At 63.7% G+C, this 18,065-nt stretch carries 20 protein-coding genes; 13 read left to right on the top strand and 7 right to left on the bottom strand.

Going from position 1 to position 18,065, the window contains the following annotated elements; all coding sequences use genetic code 11:
- The 7 genes from JCM7686_RS03115 (at position 1) to recO (ending at position 6,521) form a co-directional block, all read left to right on the top strand.
- Positions 1–777, top strand: a complete 777-nt coding sequence (locus JCM7686_RS03115) for an enoyl-CoA hydratase (RefSeq protein ID WP_020949412.1) — start codon at positions 1–3, stop codon at positions 775–777.
- A 132-nt stretch (positions 778–909) separates the two neighbouring features.
- The gene (gene rpsT / locus JCM7686_RS03110; protein WP_020949411.1) at positions 910–1,179 is read left to right on the top strand and encodes a 30S ribosomal protein S20; all 270 of its coding nucleotides are present in this window, start codon (positions 910–912) and stop codon (positions 1,177–1,179) included.
- 530 nt (positions 1,180–1,709) lie between these two features.
- Positions 1,710–3,068, top strand: a complete 1,359-nt coding sequence (dnaA, locus tag JCM7686_RS03105) for a chromosomal replication initiator protein DnaA (RefSeq protein ID WP_020949410.1) — start codon at positions 1,710–1,712, stop codon at positions 3,066–3,068.
- 102 nt (positions 3,069–3,170) lie between these two features.
- Positions 3,171–4,289 (top strand): DNA polymerase III subunit beta, encoded by a 1,119-nt coding sequence (gene dnaN, locus JCM7686_RS03100; protein WP_020949409.1) that lies wholly within the window; start codon positions 3,171–3,173, stop codon positions 4,287–4,289.
- On the top strand, positions 4,286–5,368 hold the full coding sequence (gene recF / locus JCM7686_RS03095; protein WP_020949408.1) for a DNA replication/repair protein RecF: 1,083 nt from the start codon (positions 4,286–4,288) through the stop codon (positions 5,366–5,368). The genes dnaN and recF overlap by 4 nt, the downstream gene beginning before the upstream one ends.
- Complete coding sequence (locus JCM7686_RS03090; protein ID WP_020949407.1) at positions 5,365–5,799, top strand: VOC family protein; 435 nt, start codon at positions 5,365–5,367, stop codon at positions 5,797–5,799. Before recF ends, JCM7686_RS03090 begins: the two co-directional genes overlap by 4 nt.
- Positions 5,796–6,521, top strand: a complete 726-nt coding sequence (gene recO, locus JCM7686_RS03085; protein WP_407946435.1) for a DNA repair protein RecO — start codon at positions 5,796–5,798, stop codon at positions 6,519–6,521. The genes JCM7686_RS03090 and recO overlap by 4 nt, the downstream gene beginning before the upstream one ends.
- A 59-nt stretch (positions 6,522–6,580) precedes the next feature.
- Here recO and JCM7686_RS03080 read toward each other — a convergent pair whose 3' ends face one another.
- Entirely contained in the window at positions 6,581–7,081 is a 501-nt protein-coding gene (locus tag JCM7686_RS03080) for an META domain-containing protein (protein WP_020949405.1), read from the bottom strand.
- Between the two features lie 80 nt (positions 7,082–7,161).
- The gene (locus tag JCM7686_RS03075) at positions 7,162–8,796 is read right to left on the bottom strand and encodes an acyl-CoA dehydrogenase family protein (RefSeq protein WP_407946432.1); all 1,635 of its coding nucleotides are present in this window, start codon (positions 8,794–8,796) and stop codon (positions 7,162–7,164) included.
- Positions 8,797–9,031: 235 nt separating this feature from the next.
- Between JCM7686_RS03075 and dapE the strand changes: the two genes are divergently transcribed.
- The 5 genes from dapE to JCM7686_RS03050 are packed head-to-tail and all read left to right on the top strand — an operon-like array spanning position 9,032 to position 13,398.
- Positions 9,032–10,174: a succinyl-diaminopimelate desuccinylase gene (dapE, locus tag JCM7686_RS03070; protein WP_041527088.1), complete on the top strand. Its 1,143-nt coding sequence runs from the start codon at positions 9,032–9,034 to the stop codon at positions 10,172–10,174.
- A complete protein-coding gene (locus JCM7686_RS03065) occupies positions 10,171–10,587 on the top strand; it encodes a GNAT family N-acetyltransferase (protein WP_020949402.1) in 417 nt (138 codons plus the stop codon). The genes dapE and JCM7686_RS03065 overlap by 4 nt, the downstream gene beginning before the upstream one ends.
- The gene (locus tag JCM7686_RS03060; protein WP_020949401.1) at positions 10,584–11,096 is read left to right on the top strand and encodes a hypothetical protein; all 513 of its coding nucleotides are present in this window, start codon (positions 10,584–10,586) and stop codon (positions 11,094–11,096) included. Before JCM7686_RS03065 ends, JCM7686_RS03060 begins: the two co-directional genes overlap by 4 nt.
- A gap of 51 nt (positions 11,097–11,147) precedes the next feature.
- Positions 11,148–12,512: a glutamate--cysteine ligase gene (locus tag JCM7686_RS03055; RefSeq protein ID WP_020949400.1), complete on the top strand. Its 1,365-nt coding sequence runs from the start codon at positions 11,148–11,150 to the stop codon at positions 12,510–12,512.
- Between the two features lie 10 nt (positions 12,513–12,522).
- Complete coding sequence (locus JCM7686_RS03050; protein WP_020949399.1) at positions 12,523–13,398, top strand: flagellar biosynthesis protein FlhF; 876 nt, start codon at positions 12,523–12,525, stop codon at positions 13,396–13,398.
- Between the two features lie 84 nt (positions 13,399–13,482).
- On the opposite strand, the gene JCM7686_RS03045 is transcribed toward JCM7686_RS03050, so the two are convergent.
- The 5 genes from JCM7686_RS03045 to JCM7686_RS03025 are packed head-to-tail and all read right to left on the bottom strand — an operon-like array spanning position 13,483 to position 16,217.
- Positions 13,483–14,130, bottom strand: a complete 648-nt coding sequence (locus tag JCM7686_RS03045; protein WP_020949398.1) for a TetR/AcrR family transcriptional regulator — start codon at positions 14,128–14,130, stop codon at positions 13,483–13,485.
- A gap of 9 nt (positions 14,131–14,139) precedes the next feature.
- Complete coding sequence (locus JCM7686_RS03040; protein ID WP_020949397.1) at positions 14,140–14,418, bottom strand: HPr family phosphocarrier protein; 279 nt, start codon at positions 14,416–14,418, stop codon at positions 14,140–14,142.
- Complete coding sequence (locus tag JCM7686_RS03035; RefSeq protein ID WP_020949396.1) at positions 14,415–14,840, bottom strand: PTS sugar transporter subunit IIA; 426 nt, start codon at positions 14,838–14,840, stop codon at positions 14,415–14,417. Before JCM7686_RS03035 ends, JCM7686_RS03040 begins: the two co-directional genes overlap by 4 nt.
- 27 nt (positions 14,841–14,867) lie before the next feature.
- On the bottom strand, positions 14,868–15,794 hold the full coding sequence (gene rapZ / locus JCM7686_RS03030; RefSeq protein ID WP_020949395.1) for an RNase adapter RapZ: 927 nt from the start codon (positions 15,792–15,794) through the stop codon (positions 14,868–14,870).
- 12 nt (positions 15,795–15,806) lie between these two features.
- Complete coding sequence (locus JCM7686_RS03025; RefSeq protein ID WP_020949394.1) at positions 15,807–16,217, bottom strand: HPr kinase/phosphorylase; 411 nt, start codon at positions 16,215–16,217, stop codon at positions 15,807–15,809.
- A gap of 218 nt (positions 16,218–16,435) precedes the next feature.
- Between JCM7686_RS03025 and JCM7686_RS03020 the strand changes: the two genes are divergently transcribed.
- A complete protein-coding gene (locus tag JCM7686_RS03020; protein WP_020949393.1) occupies positions 16,436–18,034 on the top strand; it encodes a phosphoenolpyruvate carboxykinase in 1,599 nt (532 codons plus the stop codon).
- Positions 18,035–18,065: the final 31 nt, after the last annotated feature.

The raw sequence follows: 18,065 nt of genomic DNA, 5'->3' as shown, positions 1-18,065 counted from the left end.
ATGGCATACCAGACCCTGACGGTCGAGATCGACGACTATGTCGCCCTGATCCGGCTCAACCGCCCCGAGGCGCTCAATGCGCTGAACTCCGAACTGCTGACCGAGCTCGGCTCAGCGATGGAGGAAGCCGAGCGCAATGAAAAGGTGCGGTGCATCGTTCTGACCGGCTCGGAAAAAGCCTTTGCCGCGGGTGCCGACATCAAGGAGATGTCGACGAAATCTTATGGCGAGGTCTTCACCTCGGATCTCTTTGGCGCCGAGATTGCCAAGATCCTGCGCACGCGCAAGCCGATCATCGCAGCGGTCTCGGGCTATTGCCTCGGCGGCGGCTGCGAACTGGCCATGGCCTGCGATTTCATCATCTGCACCGATACGGCGAAATTCGGCCAGCCCGAGATCAATCTCGGGGTGATTCCCGGCATCGGCGGCTCGCAGCGCCTGACGCGGTTCATCGGCAAATCCAAGGCGATGGACATGATCCTGACCGGCCGCTTCATGGATTCGGCCGAAGCCGAGCGCTCGGGACTGGTCAGCCGCGTCGTGCCTGCGCCCAAGCTGATTCCCGAGGTTCTCGCCATCGCCAAGAAGATCTCTGAAAAGTCGATCCTCTCGGTCATGGTCGCCAAGGAATGCGTCAACCGCGCCTATGAAACCACGCTCTCCGAGGGGATTCTCTTCGAGCGCCGCTCGTTTGCCGCGCTCTTTGCCACCGAGGACCAGAAAGAGGGCATGGCCGCCTTCCTCGAGAAGCGCCAGCCGCAATTCCGCGACAAATAGGCGGAAAATCCGGGGAAAAGGCCGCTGCCGCAGGGCAGAATCCGGCCCCCGGATGTTGACTTGCACAAAAGCCGGACGTAGAAGCTCGGCTTCAAGAGATTCACAACCTACCGAAATCGGAACCAGATCGACATGGCTAACTCGCCCCAGTCCCAGAAGCGCGCCCGCCAAACCGCGCGCCGCACCGCAGTGAACAAGTCGCGCACCTCGCGCATCCGCACGTTCCTGCGCAAAGTTGAAGAAGCGCTGCTGACCGGTAATGCCGACGCAGCCCGCGACGCCCTGCGCGCCGCTCAGCCCGAGCTGATGCGTGGCGTGACCAAAGGCATCGTCCACAAGAACACCGCTGCCCGTAAGATCTCGCGTCTTTCGGCTCGCGTTAAAGCCCTTTCGGCCGCATAAGCGGCCAAGTTCCACCACTTCGGAACAGTTTGTGAATCTCGGGGGTACGCTCGTCAGAGCGTGCCCTTTTTTGACGCCTTGTCGCAGAACATCCCGTTAAGCTTTTGTTTTCAGGAGGTTTTTCCAAGTGTCAGTTAAATGTCACGCCTTGCCGAGATTCGGAGAGGCAATAGTGCTGTCAAGCATGAAGATCAGTTGCGACCCTTGGGGCCTTGTTGCTAGCTTGCCCCTTGCGATTCATCGTCGCGCCTGGGGGACATCGTTCCGCCGCCGGTCTGCCACCGGCTCGGGACAGGCCAAAAGACCGGATCAACGGGCTTTGGTTGCGAAACACGGCAAGCCGGCTGCCACCGGCTTGATTTGTTTCCTGTCTGAACATCATTCGGCCGCAGGACGGCCCCGAACATTCCCCCAGCCTGGGGTGAATGTCAGGGCCTTCTGTTCCGCAACGATGCCCCTCTGGTGCCATTGTGATTCGTCGCCCCCGCCGAACCGGGGGTCGGGGCCAGAGAGAATGGAATTGGGGCAAGATGGACAGGATTTGGGGGCAAGCACGTGCGGAACTCGAAAGAGCGGTGGGAGCCGACAGCTTTGCGACCTGGATCGAGCCGCTAAAGCTCATCCGGCTGGACACGGATATTGCGCTGATTGCCTGCCCGACGCGGTTCCTGTCGGACTGGGTCGCGCGCCACTACAGCAGCGACATCATGCGGGCGCTGGAGACCGTGGGCAATCCTGTGCAGCGCCTCTCCTTCGAGGTCGCGGCCATGCCCGCCGAGCGCCCAGCCGCCCCTGCTCCCGCCGCCCGGCCCGCCAATCCGGCCCGTGCCGCGATCCGGGGCGAGGATGATCTGGCAGCGCCGCTGGACAGCCGCTTCACCTTCGACAATTTCGTGGTCGGCAAGCCGAACGAGCTCGCCCATGCCGCCGCCCGCCGTGTCGCCGAAGGCGGTCCGGTGACCTTCAACCCGCTGTTCCTTTACGGCGGTGTCGGTCTTGGCAAGACCCACCTCATGCACGCGATTGCACGCGAAATCCAAATCCGCCAACCCGAGTCGCGGGTGCTGTACCTGTCGGCCGAGCAATTCATGTATCGCTTCGTTCAGGCGCTTCGCGATCGCTCGATCATGGATTTCAAGGAAATGTTCCGCACCGTCTCGGTCCTGATGGTCGATGACGTGCAATTCATCGCGGGCAAGGATTCGACGCAGGAAGAATTCTTCCACACGTTCAATGCCTTGGTCGATCAGGGCAAGCAAATCGTGATTTCCGCCGACCGTGCGCCGGGCGAGATCAAGGATATGGAAGAGCGGATCAAATCGCGCCTGTCCTGCGGGTTGATCGTCGATCTGCATCCGACCGATTACGAGCTGCGCCTCTCGATCCTGCAATCGAAGACCGAGCAGTTCCGCAACACCCAGCCCGATCTGGTCATGGCGCCGGGCGTGCTCGAATTCCTCGCCCATCGCATCACCTCGAACGTCCGCGTTCTCGAAGGCGCGCTGCAACGGCTCTTTGCCTTCGCAAGCCTGATGGGCCGCGAGATCACGCTGGATATGACGCAGGAATGTCTGACGGACATCCTCCGCTCGTCGGATCGCAAGGTCTCGATCGAGGAAATTCAGCGCAAGGTTGCCGAGCACTATAACATCCGCCTCTCGGATATGATCGGGCCGAAACGCGTGCGCACCGTCGCCCGTCCGCGCCAGATCGCGATGTATCTCGCCAAGCAGATGACCTCGCGCAGCCTGCCCGAAATCGGGCGCCGCTTTGGCGGGCGCGACCATACGACGATCATGCATGGCGTGAAGAAGATCGAAGAGCTGCGCGGCTCGGACCGCAGCGTGGCCGAAGATCTCGACATGCTGCGCCGTCTGCTCGAAGCCTGAGGGAAACCGGCCCCCGGAGCTTGACCCCGGGCGCTTTTCCATCGAAATTGCAGCCCACCACAAACGAGCCGCGACCTACGGCCGACGGACAGGGATCTGACCATGAAATTCTCGATCGAGCGCGCCATTCTTGTGAAAGCCGTCTCGCAGGCGCAATCCGTTGTCGAGCGACGCAATACGATCCCGATCCTTGCCAACGTCCTGATCGAGACGACCGAGGATGGCGTCAGCTTCCGCGCGACCGACCTTGACACCGAGGTCGTCGATCGCGCGCCCGCGCAGGTCGAGCGCCCCGGCGCGACCACGGTTTCGGCGGGGATGCTCAATGACATCGCGCGCAAACTGCCCGATGGCGCGCTGGTCTCGATCAGCCTCGAAAGCGCCACGGGGCGTCTTTCGGTGCAGGCCGGACGGTCGAGCTTCAGCCTCGCGACCTTGCCCAAGGAAGATTTCCCGGTGATGTCGACAACCGAATATACCGCGAATTTCAAGGCCCCCGCGCCGACGCTGCGCCGGCTCTTCGACAAGTCGAAATTCGCGATCTCGAATGAAGAGACCCGTTATTACCTGAACGGCGTCTATATGCATGTCGCCCAGACCGAAACCGGCCCGGCTTTGCGCTGCGTCGCGACCGACGGTCACCGTCTGGCCCGGATCGACGCGGCTCTGCCCGAAGGGGCCGAGGCTTTGCCGGGCGTGATTGTGCCGCGCAAGACCGTGAATGAACTGCGCAAGCTTCTCGACGATGACGAGGCGGAAATCGCGGTTTCGGTCAGCGAAACCAAAGTGCGCTTTGCCACGCCGACGCTGACGCTGACCTCGAAAGTCATCGACGGGACCTTCCCCGATTACACCCGCGTCATTCCCTCGGGCAACACCCGCAAGCTCGAAGTCGATGCCGGTGATTTTGCCAAAGCGGTCGACCGCGTCGCCACGGTTTCCAGCGAGCGGTCGCGCGCCGTGAAGCTTGCGCTCGACGAGGACCGGCTGGTCCTTTCGGTCAATGCCCCGGATTCGGGCGCGGCCGAGGAAGAGCTCTCGGTGGCCTATGCCGATGAGCCGCTCGAAATCGGCTTCAACGCGAAATATCTCCATGAGATCGCGAGCCAGATCGAGCGCGAGAATGCGGTCTTCCTCTTCAACGGCTCGGGCGATGCCGCGCTGATCCGCGAAGGCGGCGACACCTCCGCGGTCTATGTCGTCATGCCGATGCGCGTGTGAGGCTTTCGCGCCTGACGCTTGCCCAGTTTCGCAGCTGGGCGCGGCTTGAGCTTGATCCCGACGTGCGGCCCATGGCCTTTCATGGGCTGAATGGCGCGGGCAAGACGAATATTCTCGAAGCGATTTCCATGCTCTCGCCCGGGCGCGGGCTGCGCGGCGCTTTGCCCGGCGATCAGGCCCGTCAGGGGCCGGATGCGGGCTGGCGCATCCGGGCGCGGATCGGCGAGAGCGAGATCCAGACCGGCGCCAAACCCATGGGCTCGCGCGAGGTTCTGATCGACGACAAGCCCGCGCCGCAGGTCGCTTTGGGACGGCTGATGCGGGTGATCTGGCTCACGCCCGCGATGGACCGGCTCTGGACGGATGCGCCCGAGGTGCGGCGGCGCTTTCTCGACCGCGTGACGCTCAGCTTCATCCCCGCCCATGCCGATGAGGCGCTGACCTATGACAAGGCCATGCGAGAGCGCAATCGCCTGCTGCGCGACCAGATCGCCGATGCGGGCTGGTATCGCGCGATCGAGGCTCAGATGGCCGAGGCAGGCGCGGCGCTGACCCGCAACCGCCATGAGGCGATTGCCCAGATCATGGCGTCGCAGCAAGGCGCCACCACCGCCTTTCCCGCCGCGACCCTCACCTTGCTGCCCGGCGAGGGCTTTGCCGATGACCCCGATCCGGTGAATATCGCCGAGCGCCTCGCCTCGATGCGCGGTCGTGATATGGCGGCGGGGCGCAGTCTGACCGGGCCGCACCGCGCCGATCTTGGCGCGCATTGGGGGCCGCAGGACATGCCCGCCGCGCTGTCCTCGACCGGCGAGCAGAAGGCGCTTTTGCTGTCGCTGATCCTCGCCAATGCTCGCGCGCTCAGCGCCGAGGGGCCGGTGCTGCTTCTGGATGAAGTCGCGGCCCATCTCGACGCCGCGCGCCGCGCCGCGCTATATGATGAGATCACGGCCCTGCCCGCGCAAAGCTTTCTGACCGGCACCGGGCGCGAGCTTTTCGAGGCCTTCGGCCCCCGTGCCCGTTATTTTGAAATCTCGCGCGAGGGACCGCTCTCGACCGCGACAGAGGAAGACCCATGAGCCACCCGCGCCAACGCATCACCCTTGTCACCCTTGGCAGCCGCGACCTGCCGCGCGCGCGCGCCTTCTATGCCGCTTGGGGCTGGGCGCCGCATCCCTCCTCGAACGAGGGCGTCACCTTCTATCAGATGAATGGCGCGGTCCTGGGCCTCTTTGGGCTTGAGGCTCTGGCCGAAGATCAGGGCCGACCGGGCGCCGCACTTGGCACGGGCGCGGTGACGCTGGCGCAAAACTGCGCCGATGACAGCGAGACCGACGCCGTCTTCGAGGCCGCACTGGCCGCCGGGGCGACTTTGCTCAAACGCCCCGAAAAGGTCTTTTGGGGCGGCTATTCGGGCTATTTCGCCGATCCCGACGGCCATGTCTGGGAAATCGCCACCAACCCCTTCTGGCCGCTTTCCGAGGACGGCGCGCTGACCCTGCCCGACTGATGGAATGGTCGGGCGCCGCCACGGTTCTCTCGGCCCGCAAGCATGGCGAACATGCAGTGATCCTGACCGCGTTCGCGCGCGAGGTCGGGATCATCTCGGGGGCGCTACCGGGCGGCGCCAGCGCCAAACGCGCCGCGATGATCCAGCCGGGCAGCATCCTTTCGCTGCGCTGGCGGGCGCGGATCGAAGGGCAGCTTGGCACTTTCGCGGCAGAACCCCAACGGATGCGGCCCGGGCTTTTGGCGGATGGCGATGCTCTGGCCGGGGTCAATGCGGTGACCGCGCTTCTGGCCTTTGCCTTGCCCGAGCGCGATCCGCATCCGCGTCTGCATGACTCGAGCGAGGCGCTTTTGGATCGGATGGATCAGGGCAGCCGCGCGGATTGGGCCCATGCCTATCTCGGCTGGGAGCTGCAATTGCTTGATGAGATGGGGTTCGGGCTTGATCTGACCCGATGTGCGGTGACCGGCAGCCGCGAGGGTTTGGCCTATGTCAGCCCCAAAACCGGGCGTGCGGTCAGTCGCGCGGGGGCGGGCGACTGGGCGGCGAAACTGCTGCCCCTGCCCTCGCTTTTGGGCGGCACCGGCAATGGCGGGATGGTGGATGCTTTCGCGATCACCGGCCATTTCCTGCGAGCCCAGCTCGCCGAGGCCCATGCAGCGCGAAACCTGCCCCCGGCGAGGGACAGGTTGATTGCCCGGCTGCTGCGCGCCGAACTCTAGGTGGTCTTCGGGCCGAGATTTCAGCCCGAAGCAAGGGTCACAGATTTGGCGCGAAGACCTTAGCGCGCGGCGCCGGTTGCGGCATCGACCGCAGCGGCGGTGGTGTTGACCGCCGATTGACCCGCCGCGACCATGCTGGCCGGGCGGCCCGGCTCGAAGGTCAGATAGGTCGGGCCGGTGATCTTCAGCACGCGGCCAGCGTATTCGATCCCGGTCGCGCTTTCGAGCGCTTGGAAGTAGCGGCCTTCCAGACCCTTATGCGCCGGGCAAGCCATGCGCGTCGAGTTCACACCGCTGATCGCAAAGGCCGGCGGCGCGGCGGTTTGCGCCGCACTATAGCTGTTGCACGGCCCCTGCCCCGAGAGCGAACCATCCTTGCCAATCGTCAGCAGCACGTCGCGGGTCGGCACGGCATCCGCGCCGATGCCCACCAGAACGAAGTCCCCCGTCGGCACAGCGCCCGCCGTCCCCGCGCCCACACCACCTTTCGCGGTAGGCTCACAGGCGGCAAGGCTCAGAAGCGCTGCGGCGGCAGCAGAAAAAGCGTGAAAGCGGCTCATTTTAGGCTCCGTTAGGTCTGGATCTTGCGGCAACGCCGCGGGGGTGGCGCAGGTTCACATGAAAGTGCCGAAGAATCCAGTTATCCCAACAATCTGCGCGCAATCACCTGAGCCTGAATCTCGGCAGCGCCCTCGAAAATGTTCAGAATCCGCGCGTCGCAGAGCACACGGCTGATGGTATATTCCAGCGCGAAACCGTTTCCTCCGTGGATTTGCAAGGCGTTATCGGCCGAAGCCCAAGCCACGCGCGCGCCCAGAAGCTTGGCCATCCCGGCTTCGAGGTCGCAGCGGCGATCGTGGTCTTTCTGCCACGCCGAGTAATAGGTCAATTGCCGCGCGATCATAATTTCGACAGCCATCATCGCCAATTTGTCGGCGACGCGCGGGAAGTCGATCAGCGATTTGCCGAACTGCTTGCGGTCGATCGCATAGCGCATCCCGATTTCCAGCGCCGATTGCGCCACGCCGATCGCGCGGGCCGCCGTCTGGATGCGGGCCGATTCGAAGGTCTGCATCAGCTGCTTGAAGCCCTGCCCCGGAACACCGCCCAGCAGGTTCTCGGTCTTGATCTTGAAGCCGTCAAAACCAAGCTCGTATTCCTTCATCCCGCGATAGCCCAGAACCTCGATCTCGCCGCCGGTCATGCCGGGGGTCGGGAAAGGTTTCTCATCGGTGCCCGGCGTCTTTTCGGCGAGGAACATCGAGAGGCCGCGATAATCGGTCGTATTGGGATCGGTCCGCGCGAGCAGCGTCATCACATGGGTGCGCGCGGCATGGGTGATCCAGGTCTTGTTGCCGGTGACCTCCCAGCCTTCATCGGTGCGCACCGCGCGGGTGCGCAGGCTGCCGAGATCCGAGCCGGTGTTGGGTTCGGTAAAGACCGCCGTCGGAAGGATCTCCCCCGAGGCGAGCGCGGGCAGCCATTTCGCCTTCTGCGCTTCGGTGCCGCCGCAGATGATCAGTTCCGCCGCAATCTCCGAACGCGTGCCAAGCGAGCCCACGCCGATATAGCCGCGCGAAAGCTCCTCAGACACGACCACCATCGACGCTTTGGAGAGCCCGAGCCCGCCGTATTCCTCGGGGATGGTCAGGCCAAAGACGCCGAGCTCGGCCAGTTCCTGAATGATCTCCATCGGGATGAGCTCATCCTTCAGGTGCCATTCATGGGCATTCGGCACGACGCGCTCTTCGGCATAGCGGCGGAACTGGTCGCGGATCATTTCCAGATCCTCGTCGAGCCCGGTTGCGCCGAAGGTCGCGCGGCCGTGGTTGCCCTGCATGAGCTTGACCAGCTCGGCCCGCGCCTCGGGCGTATTGCCCTTCATTAGCCGCCGCGCCTGATCCGAGGGCTGCCACTCGACGCCCATATCCGACAGACGCGCGAATTCGGTCTGGCTCATCGGGATGCCGCCCGCGATCTGGGTCAGATATTCAGCCGTGCCGATCTGGAGGATCAGCTTTTCCATCCGCCCGAGCGTGCCCTGCTCGTCCAGACGCCCGGCCCAGGCGGCGAGCTGGCGAATCGATTCGACATAGGTCGCGAGCCAAGAGAGCGCATGAGCGGCATGCTGATGCTCTTCGATCAGCCCGGCATCGGGCTTGCCCGAGGGCGCGACCACTTTTTGCAATGCAGCGGTGGCCTTGGCTTGCAGCGCCTCGATCTCGGGCAGAACCAGTCGAGCTTGGGCGAGCGTATCGGCGGAAATCTCGTTCATGTCAGTCATCCCTTGCGGCATCCCTTACGGCCATCCGTTGCGGCCACCCCTTGCGGCGTTGCAGCAATTCCTAGCCTGTCCGACAATGCGGCGCAACTATCATGCGCCGCGATTGCCATTTTAGCATTAATATGACTTTCGCATGAGGCGCTTTTGCCGCCACCCGCTGGCGGGATGGAAAGGCGGCCAGCCAAAGTGTATCGCTTTGGAAAATCAGTCCCAATCAGAGCCCGCCATGAACATCGATGCCGCAGACCTCACCGCCCAACTGATCCGCTGCCCCTCGGTCACGCCAGAGGAAGGCGGCGCGCTGGTCTTGCTGGAGGGGCTTTTGCGCGCAGCCGGGTTCGAGACCCACCGCGTCGATCGCAATGGCACGCCCAATCTCTTCGCGCGCAAAGGTGCCAAGGGCGCGGCGCGGACCTTTGGCTTCAACGGCCATACCGATGTCGTGCCGCCGGGCAATGAGGCAAGCTGGACCCATCCGCCCTTCTCGGGCGTCGAGGTCGATGGCGTGATCTGGGGGCGTGGCGCCACCGATATGAAATCGGGCGTCGCAGCCTTTACCGCCGCCGCAATCGACATGGCCAAGGATCTGCCCGGCGACGGCGCGCTGATCCTAACCATCACCGGCGATGAAGAAGGCCCGAGCAAGGATGGCACGGTCGCGCTGTTGGATTGGATGAAGGCCCAGGGCGAACAGATGTCGGTCTGCATCGTCGGCGAGCCCTCGAACCCGACGAAAATGGGCGAGATGATGAAGATTGGCCGGCGCGGCTCGATCAATTTCAAGATCACCGCCAAGGGCGTGCAGGGCCATGCCGCCTATCCGCATCTGACGAAGAACCCGCTTCATGCGCTGATCCGTTACCTCGGCGTGCTGACCGCCGAGCCGCTCGATCAGGGCACCGCGCATTTCGAGCCCTCGGGCCTGCAGGTGACCTCGATCGACACCGGCAACAAGACAACCAATATCGTGCCCGAGCGTGCGACCGCGCTGTTGAACATCCGCTTCAACGATGCCCATTCTGAGGCAAGTCTTGTGACCCGCTTGACCGATCTGGCCGCGACCATCGAGGCCGAGACCGGCGTGAGCTTCACGCTGGAGGCCGATTGCTCGGGCACGAGCTTCGTCACCGAGCCCGGCCCCTTCGTCGATCTGGTCCGCGCCGTCGTCGCGCGCGAAACCGGGATCACCCCGAAACTCTCGACCAGCGGCGGCACTTCGGATGCGCGCTTCATCCAAAATCATTGCCCGGTCCTTGAATATGGGCTGGTGGGTCGTTTCATGCATGAGGTGGACGAGCGTGTACCTGCCGAGCAGGTGCGCCAACTCGCCCGGATTTACCGTTCCGTCCTCGATGGGTATTTTTCGTGATAGAGAAAACGCAAGATCTCGCGTTATGTCAGGCGCTGCGCCACAAGGTTTTCGTCGAAGAGCAGGCGATCTCGGTTGAAGAGGAGATCGACGGGCGCGACGGCGCGGCGATCCATCTGCTGGTCCGGGCCGAGGGCCGCGCGGTCGGCACTGCGCGTCTGCTGATCGAGGGCGAGACCGGCAAGATCGGGCGCGTGGCGGTTTTGCGCGAATGGCGCGGCGCGGGTTTGGGCGCGGCCCTGATCCGGGGCGCTTTGGCGGAATTGCGGGCCATGCCCGGCGTGAAGCGCGCCAAACTTGGCGCGCAGAGCCATGCGATCGGCTTTTACGAGCGGCTCGGGTTCTCTGCCTATGGGCCGGAATATCTCGATGCGGGCCTGCCTCACCGCGATATGGTTCTGGATTTCGCATGATCCGGCCCGATCTTTTACGGCAGCTTCAGCCCTGGCGTGAGGTTTTGGCCGCGACCGCCTTTGGGCTTTTCGGGCTTTGGATCTTTCTCAAGGGCGGCTATTTCTTTCAGCCGCTCGGCGGGTTGATCATCGTTTTGGCGGCGATCTGGGGGGTGACCGCGCGGCGCCAGATGCGCTTTCAGCGCGAGATCGGCGCTCCGGGGCTGGTCGAGGTCGATGAGGGGGCGATCCGCTATTTCGCGGCCCGCGCCCTTGGCGGCGAGCTGCCGCTGCGCGATCTGAGCGAGATCCGCCTGCTGTCGCTGGCCGGGCGGCCGCATTGGCGGCTGAAGTCGCTGGACGGTCAGGCTTTGCTCATTCCGGTCGATGCGGCAGGTGCGGCGCAGCTTGCCGATGCCTTCGCCTCGCTGCCCGGGGTCGATATGGGTCGGATTTCCGCCGCTTTGCGCGCCAGCGATGTGACAGTTCAGACAGTTTGGTCGAGACCTGATCGCGCCCGCTTGACTTGACCGCGACGAGTTGCCACCTGTGAGCGCTAGAAGGCAAATGAAAGGCCACCGATGTCCATTCCTCAACAGGGCGGCGGCCCGATCGAGCATCCCGAACAGCTTTCCCAATATATCGCCTCGGGCGAGAAGCCGCGTGAGAGCTGGCGGATTGGCACCGAGCACGAGAAATTCGGCTATACCACCGACGATCTGTTGCCGCTGCCCTATGAGGGCGAGCGCTCGGTCAAGGCGATGCTCGAAGGGCTCGAGCAACGCTTCGGCTGGGAGCCGGTGCTTGAGGCGGGCGCGCTGATCGGCCTGACCCGGAATGGCGCCAATGTGAGCCTTGAGCCCGGCGGGCAGCTGGAGCTGTCGGGGGCGCCGCTGGAGACCATCCACGAAAGCGCCGCCGAGCTGTCGCAGCATCTGGCCGAAGTGGCCGAGATCGCCACGCCGCGTGGCATTGGCTATCTTGGGCTCGGCGCCGCGCCGATCTGGCGGCTCGATCAGATGCCGATGATGCCGAAGGGCCGTTACCGGCTGATGACCGATTACATGACCCGCGTCGGCACGATGGGTCAGGACATGATGTATCGGACCTGCACGGTTCAGGTGAACCTCGATTTCGGCTCGGAAGCCGATATGGTCCAGAAGCTGCGCGTCGCTTTGGCCCTGCAGCCCGTTGCCACCGCGCTGTTTGCCAATTCGCCCTTCCTCGACGGCAAGCTCAACGGCATGAAAAGCTGGCGCGCGAATATCTGGCAAAACCTTGATGATGCCCGCACCGGGATGCTGCCCTTCGCCTTCGAGGACGGCATGGGCTATGAGCGTTGGGTCGATTACGTCCTCGATGTGCCGATGTATTTCGTCTACCGCGACGGCCAATATATCAACGCGCTCGGCCAGAGCTTCCGCGACTTCCTCAAGGGCAAACTGCCGGCGCTGCCGGGCGAGATCCCGACGCTGTCGGATTGGGCCGACCATCTCACCACCGTCTTCCCCGAGGCCCGCGTCAAGAAGTTCATCGAGATGCGCGGCGCGGACGGCGGCTCTGAGGCGCGGTTGAATGCACTGCCCGCCTTCTGGGTCGGGTTGCTCTACGATCAATCGGCGCTGGATGCCGCTTGGGATCTGGTCAAGGGCTGGGACGCCGAAACCCGCGAGGGGCTGCGTCGCGGTGCGTCGCGGCTGGCGCTGGAGGCAGAGGCCGGGGGCATCAAGATGCGCGATCTCGCGCGCGAGGTCGTGGGGATTTCGCAGGCCGGTCTGACGGCGCGCGCGCGCCTGGACGCCAATGGCGCCGATGAATCACATTTCCTTAATCCCCTGCTGGAAAGCGTGGACAGCGGCCGCGTTCCGGCCGATGAACTGCTTCATAAGTATAATGGCGAATGGTCAAAGGACCTGACCCGCATTTATGCGGAGTATAGCTACTAAGGGGCAAAACATGAGGCAGTTCTTCATCACCTCGCTGGAACGCGCGATGAACGTTCTGGTGGTGCTGACAGGTTTGGCGATTCTGGCCTTGTCCGGTCGGATGGCGCTGGAGGCTCAGGGCAATCCGGAGGTGCTGTTGCGCGCGCTTCTGCTGTTGCTTGGTGGGTTCGTTCTGCTGTTTGCGGTCGCGGGGATCGCCTATCTCGCGATCGACATCCGGCTGAACTCGCGGCGGATGGTGCGGCTTTTGGAAAGCGGCGGCCGTGCGGCCAAGCCGCTGGTCGCAACCCGCAGCGCCGAAGATCTGCCCCGTGCGCGTCCGAGCGAGGTCGAAGAGGCCCCGCTCGACGAAGAAAGCCAGCCGCGCCGGATCTCGCGCTTTGCGGCTTCGGTGCGCGCCCAGACCCAGCCCGCCGCGCAACCGGCCGCCCAGTCGGGCCTGCGCCGCGCTGAGCAGCGTTTGTCTGAACTGCGTGTTGCAGAGCCTCGTGTTGCCGAGCCGCGTGTTACTGAACCTCGCGTGGCCGAGCCGCGCATGGCCGAACCCCGGGTCTCGGAACCGCGTGTTGCCGAGCCGCGCTATGCCCAGCCGCGCCAGATGGTCGAGCCGCTGGCCGATGACCGCTATGAGGACGAGCTTTACGCCGAGGATCGCAACCCGTCCCGCGCCGCCTATGACGATCTCGCCCCCGAGCAAGACGCGGCAGCTCAGGCGCGCAGTGGTGTCTTCAGCGGTCGCGGGATGCCCAAGCTGCGCGCGGCGCAAGGCGCGTCGACCGATTTCGCCGAGACCGATCTGCTGGAGGATGGCTATGGCGAGCCCGCACCGCGTCTCAACGGCAACAAGCCCGGGCGTCTGGTCGCCGATCCGCGCCCGCGCCGCTGAGCCCCTGCCCCGATTGATCCCATCAGAGCCCCTTTCGGGGCTCTTTTGCTGTCCCGGTCCAGAGATCCTGCCGAGGCTCGTTTGCTAGGCGGACGGCGCTTGCAGCTCGGGCAGGTCCGAGATGCCAAGGCCGCGCAGATAGGTTAGCCCACCCTGATACAACAGCGCGGTCATCGCCTCGAGGCCGAGGCCAAAGCTCGTCGCGCCGCTGAAGAGCTCGATCACGCCATGGGTGAGCGCCCAGAGATGGTTCGAGACCATGATCGGATCGGGCCTGCGGGCCTCGGGCAAGGTGGCCAGAACCTCGCGCACGGTCAGAAACAGCAGGCTATAGGCGCCCTCGGCCGCCGCGGCCATGGCCGTGTAAGTGCCGTGATCGAGCCCCGAGGCATACATGGCGCGGTAAAAGCCCTGATTTTCGGTAGCCATCTCGAGATAGGTCGTCCCGACCCGCCACAGCTTTTCAAGGGCCAGATGCTCGCTCTCTGCCGGGACCGAGTCACGCGCGGCGCGCAGGCGGTCGCAGAAGATGACGAAGCCCTGCCGGGCGACCTCGGCCAGAAGCTCGTCGCGCCCCGAGAAATGCCGATAAACCGCCGCCGCCGAGACGCCCGCCGAACGCGCGACCTCCGACAGGGTGAAGGCCAAGGGGCCGCGATGCGCGACAACCTCCGTCGCGGCCTCGACCAGAGCCTGTTTCAGATTGCCGTGATGATAGCTGCCGCGCGCCACCGCCCGGCCTTACATGCCTTCGCCGAAATAATCGCCGACAAGGCTGGCCAGTGCCTGCCCGAGCTCTGCCGCTTGCGGCCCTTCGGTGGTCACCGTGATCGAGCTGCCGCGCGGCGCGGCCAGCATCAGAAGGCCCATGATCGAATCGCCAGAGACTTCCATCCCGTCTTTCTCGACGGTGACATCGGCATCAAAACGCTCGACCGTTTCCACAAACTTCGCGCTGGCGCGGGCGTGGAGACCTTTTTCATTGATGATCTGGAGAGTTTGGGTGACGGCCCCGGTCATGAGACCGCCCGGCTGTTGATCGGCACGACTTCGGCTGGATCGACATTATAGCTGTTGATGTATTTGCGACCTGCATCTTTGGCGGCGGAGAGCGCATCGGCCAAGGGCATGTGTCGGGATTTGGCGAGCTTGACGAGCAGCGGAAGGTTCGCGCCGTAAAGGATCGCCCGATTTTTGGCCGTACAGGCCAGAAGCGACAGGTTCGAGGGCGAGCCCCCGAACAGGTCTGTCACCACCACCACGCCGTCGCCTGTATCGACCGCATCGGCGGCGGCACAGATCTCGGCCTGTTTCTGGCCGCGGTCATGGTCCTCTTCGATTGTAACCGCGCGAATGCCGCTTTGCGGTCCGACCACATGCTCAACCGCAAGAAGATATTCACGCGCAAGGCCACCATGGCCCACGATGACAATTCCGATCAACTCGACCTACCACGCATCGATAGCCGATCACCCTTTCGCGGACACATCGCGGACGCTCTCGTCCACAGGTGCCTGCGCCGGTTCCCGGCGTTCAAGTTCCCTATGACGTTTAGACACCTGCCAGCCAGCTTCTGCAAGTGAATCGGCCATCTTCTCTGCCAAAGTGACGGAACGGTGTTGCCCTCCGGTACATCCAAAGCCGATAGCGAGGTGTGCCTTACCCTCTTTCAGATGGGCAGGCAGGGTAAAAAGCACAAGATCCCGCACGCGGGTAAAGAATTCCGCATAGCGCGAATCAGACATGACGAAATGTTGGACCTCGGGATCGCGGCCATCCTTTGCACGCAAAGCGGGAACCCAATGCGGATTGTCGAGGAAGCGGCAGTCGAACATCATGTCGACCCCACGCGGCACGCCCCGCTTATAGGAAAAGGACTGGACCGAGACCGTCAGCCGCTTGCCCGGCTCGGTCTCGAACCACAAAGACAGCTCGGCCTTGAGATCATGGGGCGAGAGCTCGGTCGTGTCGAGCAGCACATCGGCGCGCGCGCGCACCGGCGCCAACAGATCGCGCTCGGCCAGAATGCCGGTGACCGGATCGCCGTCGCTCGACAGCGGATGACGCCGCCGGGTTTCGCTGTAGCGGCGCAGCAGCACCTCGGTCGAGCAGTCGAGATAAAGCACTTCGAGCAGGTAATCGGGCCGTCGGGTCAGCCGGTCGATCAGCTCGATCAGCCCCGCCGCCGAGAAATCGCGGTTGCGGACATCGAGCCCCAAGGCCAGAGGCACCGGCCGCGCCGGGCCGTCGAGAAGGCGCGGGATCAGGGTCAGCGGCAGGTTGTCGATCGCCTCGTAGCCGAGATCTTCGAGCACATTGATCGCGGTCGATCGCCCGGCCCCCGAAGGCCCGGTGATCAGCACCAGACGTTGCGCCGTGTCACTTTGATCAATCATCCCTGCTCACAGTTACAAAAGGCGTCCCGCCATCAGATATTGCCGGACCGCCGCCTCGAACCCCGGTCGCAGCGGGCCGAGCACAAGAGGCAGGGTCACGCCGAGCAAAGCGGTTTCGCGGAAGGGAGGCAACCTCTCCGTCTCATTTGCGGCAAGATCGACGGCAAGTGTGACTTCCGTGGCCTCGGCGGGCGTCGCGGCAAGGATGCCAAAGCCCCGCGCCTCGATCTTGCCCGAAAGCGTCTCGGGTGCCTCGGCAAACAGCGCGCCCCCGCGCAGTGAGAGCAGGCAGCGGTCATCGGCGACCAGCTGACCGCCAAGAGCGATCAGCCCCAGCGCCAAAGTCGACTTGCCCGACCCCGAGGGGCCAAGGATCAGCACGGCCTTTTTCTCGAAGGCCACGGCAGAGGCATGAAGGTTCATCTCGGCGAATCAGTCCTTTGCATACAGTGGTATTCCGCGATTTTTTCGCTTCGGCATTCCTGAAGACCACCTTCAGTAAATCTTAATGAAAATGATTGCGCTAAACACCTGTGGTTGCGCTAACTGCCCAAACTGCGCCCTTCCTTCATCGAAATGCCATGTTATATCCCCGGCAAGGCCCGACTTTGGTCGGTCTCATACATGCAGGAGCAATGACTATGGCCACACCGCGCGTAAATCCGAACTGCCGTCTCGAAGACCAGGGGATCACGGGGCTCGGCAATGTCTATTATAACCTGCTGGAACCTGCGCTGATCAACGCTGCGGTCGAGCGCGGCGAGGGCAAGCTGGGTCTTGGCGGGGCATTTCTGGTCACCACCGGCGCACATACCGGCCGCTCTCCCAAGGACAAATTCGTGGTCCGCACGCCCTCGGTCGAGAATTCGATCTGGTGGGACAACAACAAGCCGATGGCGCCCGAGGCCTTTGACCGCCTCTATGCCGACATGCTCGAGCATATGAAGGGCCGCGACTATTTCGTCCAGGATCTCTTCGGCGGCGCCGATCCGGCCCTGCGTCTGGATGTTCGCGTCGTCAGCGAGCTCGCCTGGCACAACCTCTTCATCCGCCATCTGCTGCGTCGCCCCGAAGCGGCCGAGCTGGAAAACTTCCTGCCCCAGTTCACCATCGTGAACTGCCCGAGCTTCAAGGCCGATCCCGAGCGTCATGGCTGCCGGTCTGAAACCGTGATCGCGATCAACTTCGACAAGAAGCTGATCCTGATCGGCAACACCCAATATTCGGGCGAGAACAAGAAGGGCGTCTTCACGCTTCTGAACTATCTGCTGCCCGAAAAAGGCGTCATGCCGATGCATTGCTCGGCCAACCACGCCCATGGCGACAAGAACGATGTCGCGATCTTCTTCGGCCTCTCGGGGACCGGCAAGACCACGCTCTCGGCGGATCCCTCGCGCACGCTGATCGGCGATGATGAGCATGGCTGGTCGAATGACGGCGTCTTCAACTTCGAAGGCGGCTGCTACGCCAAGACGATCAACCTGTCGCCGGTGCATGAGCCCGATATCTATGCCACGACCAGCATGTTCGGCACCGTGATCGAAAACATGGTCTATGATCCGGACACGCTCGAGCTTGATTTCGCCGACAATTCGATCACCGACAACATGCGCGCGGCCTATCCGCTCGATTATGTCTCGAATGCGTCGGAAGACAGCCTTGGCGGCCAGCCGAAAAACGTCATCATGCTGACCTGCGATGCCTATGGCGTCCTGCCGCCGATCGCGCGTCTGACCCCGGCACAGGCGATGTATCACTTCCTCTCGGGCTTCACCTCGAAGACCCCGGGCACGGAAGTCGGCATCGTCGAGCCGACGCCGACCTTCTCGACATGCTTCGGCGCGCCCTTCATGCCGCGTCGTCCCGAGGAATATGGCAAGCTGCTGCAAAAGCGCATCGCGGAATCGGGCGCGCATTGCTGGCTCGTCAACACCGGCTGGACCGGCGGCGCCTTCGGCACCGGCACGCGAATGCCGATCAAGGCGACCCGCGCGCTTCTGGCGGCGGCGCTTGATGGGTCGCTCAACACGGTCGAATTCCGCAAGGACCCGAATTTCGGCTTCGAGGTTCCGGTCTCGGTTCCGGGCGTTGACAGCCAGCTTCTGAACCCGCGCGAGACCTGGGCGGACAAAGCCGCCTATGACGCGCAGGCGAAAAAGCTGGTTGGCATGTTCAGCGACAACTTCGCGCAATATGCCGACAAGATCGACGAGGATGTGAAGGCCGCAGCCATCGGCTGAGCCGAGCCGTTGTGACAGACAGGAAAGGCGG

The organism is Paracoccus aminophilus JCM 7686 (assembly GCF_000444995.1).
In the GTDB taxonomy this organism is placed as follows: Bacteria; Pseudomonadota; Alphaproteobacteria; order Rhodobacterales; family Rhodobacteraceae; genus Paracoccus; species Paracoccus aminophilus.
Note: the sequence above shows the minus strand (reverse complement) of the source record. Positions and strands in the feature narration are given on the sequence as shown.

Bases quoted from the DNA above. Each gene is read 5' to 3' on its own strand.
- JCM7686_RS03115 (WP_020949412.1), top strand. From the start codon at position 1: ATGGCATACCAGACCCTGACGGTCGAGATCGACGACTATGTCGCCCTG.
- rpsT (WP_020949411.1), top strand. From the start codon at position 910: ATGGCTAACTCGCCCCAGTCCCAGAAGCGCGCCCGCCAAACCGCGCGC.
- dnaA (WP_020949410.1), top strand. From the start codon at position 1,710: ATGGACAGGATTTGGGGGCAAGCACGTGCGGAACTCGAAAGAGCGGTG.
- dnaN (WP_020949409.1), top strand. From the start codon at position 3,171: ATGAAATTCTCGATCGAGCGCGCCATTCTTGTGAAAGCCGTCTCGCAG.
- JCM7686_RS03090 (WP_020949407.1), top strand. From the start codon at position 5,365: ATGAGCCACCCGCGCCAACGCATCACCCTTGTCACCCTTGGCAGCCGC.
- JCM7686_RS03080 (WP_020949405.1), bottom strand. From the start codon at position 7,081: ATGAGCCGCTTTCACGCTTTTTCTGCTGCCGCCGCAGCGCTTCTGAGC.
- JCM7686_RS03075 (WP_407946432.1), bottom strand. From the start codon at position 8,796: ATGAACGAGATTTCCGCCGATACGCTCGCCCAAGCTCGACTGGTTCTG.
- dapE (WP_041527088.1), top strand. From the start codon at position 9,032: ATGAACATCGATGCCGCAGACCTCACCGCCCAACTGATCCGCTGCCCC.
- JCM7686_RS03060 (WP_020949401.1), top strand. From the start codon at position 10,584: ATGATCCGGCCCGATCTTTTACGGCAGCTTCAGCCCTGGCGTGAGGTT.
- JCM7686_RS03055 (WP_020949400.1), top strand. From the start codon at position 11,148: ATGTCCATTCCTCAACAGGGCGGCGGCCCGATCGAGCATCCCGAACAG.
- JCM7686_RS03050 (WP_020949399.1), top strand. From the start codon at position 12,523: ATGAGGCAGTTCTTCATCACCTCGCTGGAACGCGCGATGAACGTTCTG.
- JCM7686_RS03040 (WP_020949397.1), bottom strand. From the start codon at position 14,418: ATGACCGGGGCCGTCACCCAAACTCTCCAGATCATCAATGAAAAAGGT.
- rapZ (WP_020949395.1), bottom strand. From the start codon at position 15,794: ATGATTGATCAAAGTGACACGGCGCAACGTCTGGTGCTGATCACCGGG.
- JCM7686_RS03025 (WP_020949394.1), bottom strand. From the start codon at position 16,217: ATGAACCTTCATGCCTCTGCCGTGGCCTTCGAGAAAAAGGCCGTGCTG.
- JCM7686_RS03020 (WP_020949393.1), top strand. From the start codon at position 16,436: ATGGCCACACCGCGCGTAAATCCGAACTGCCGTCTCGAAGACCAGGGG.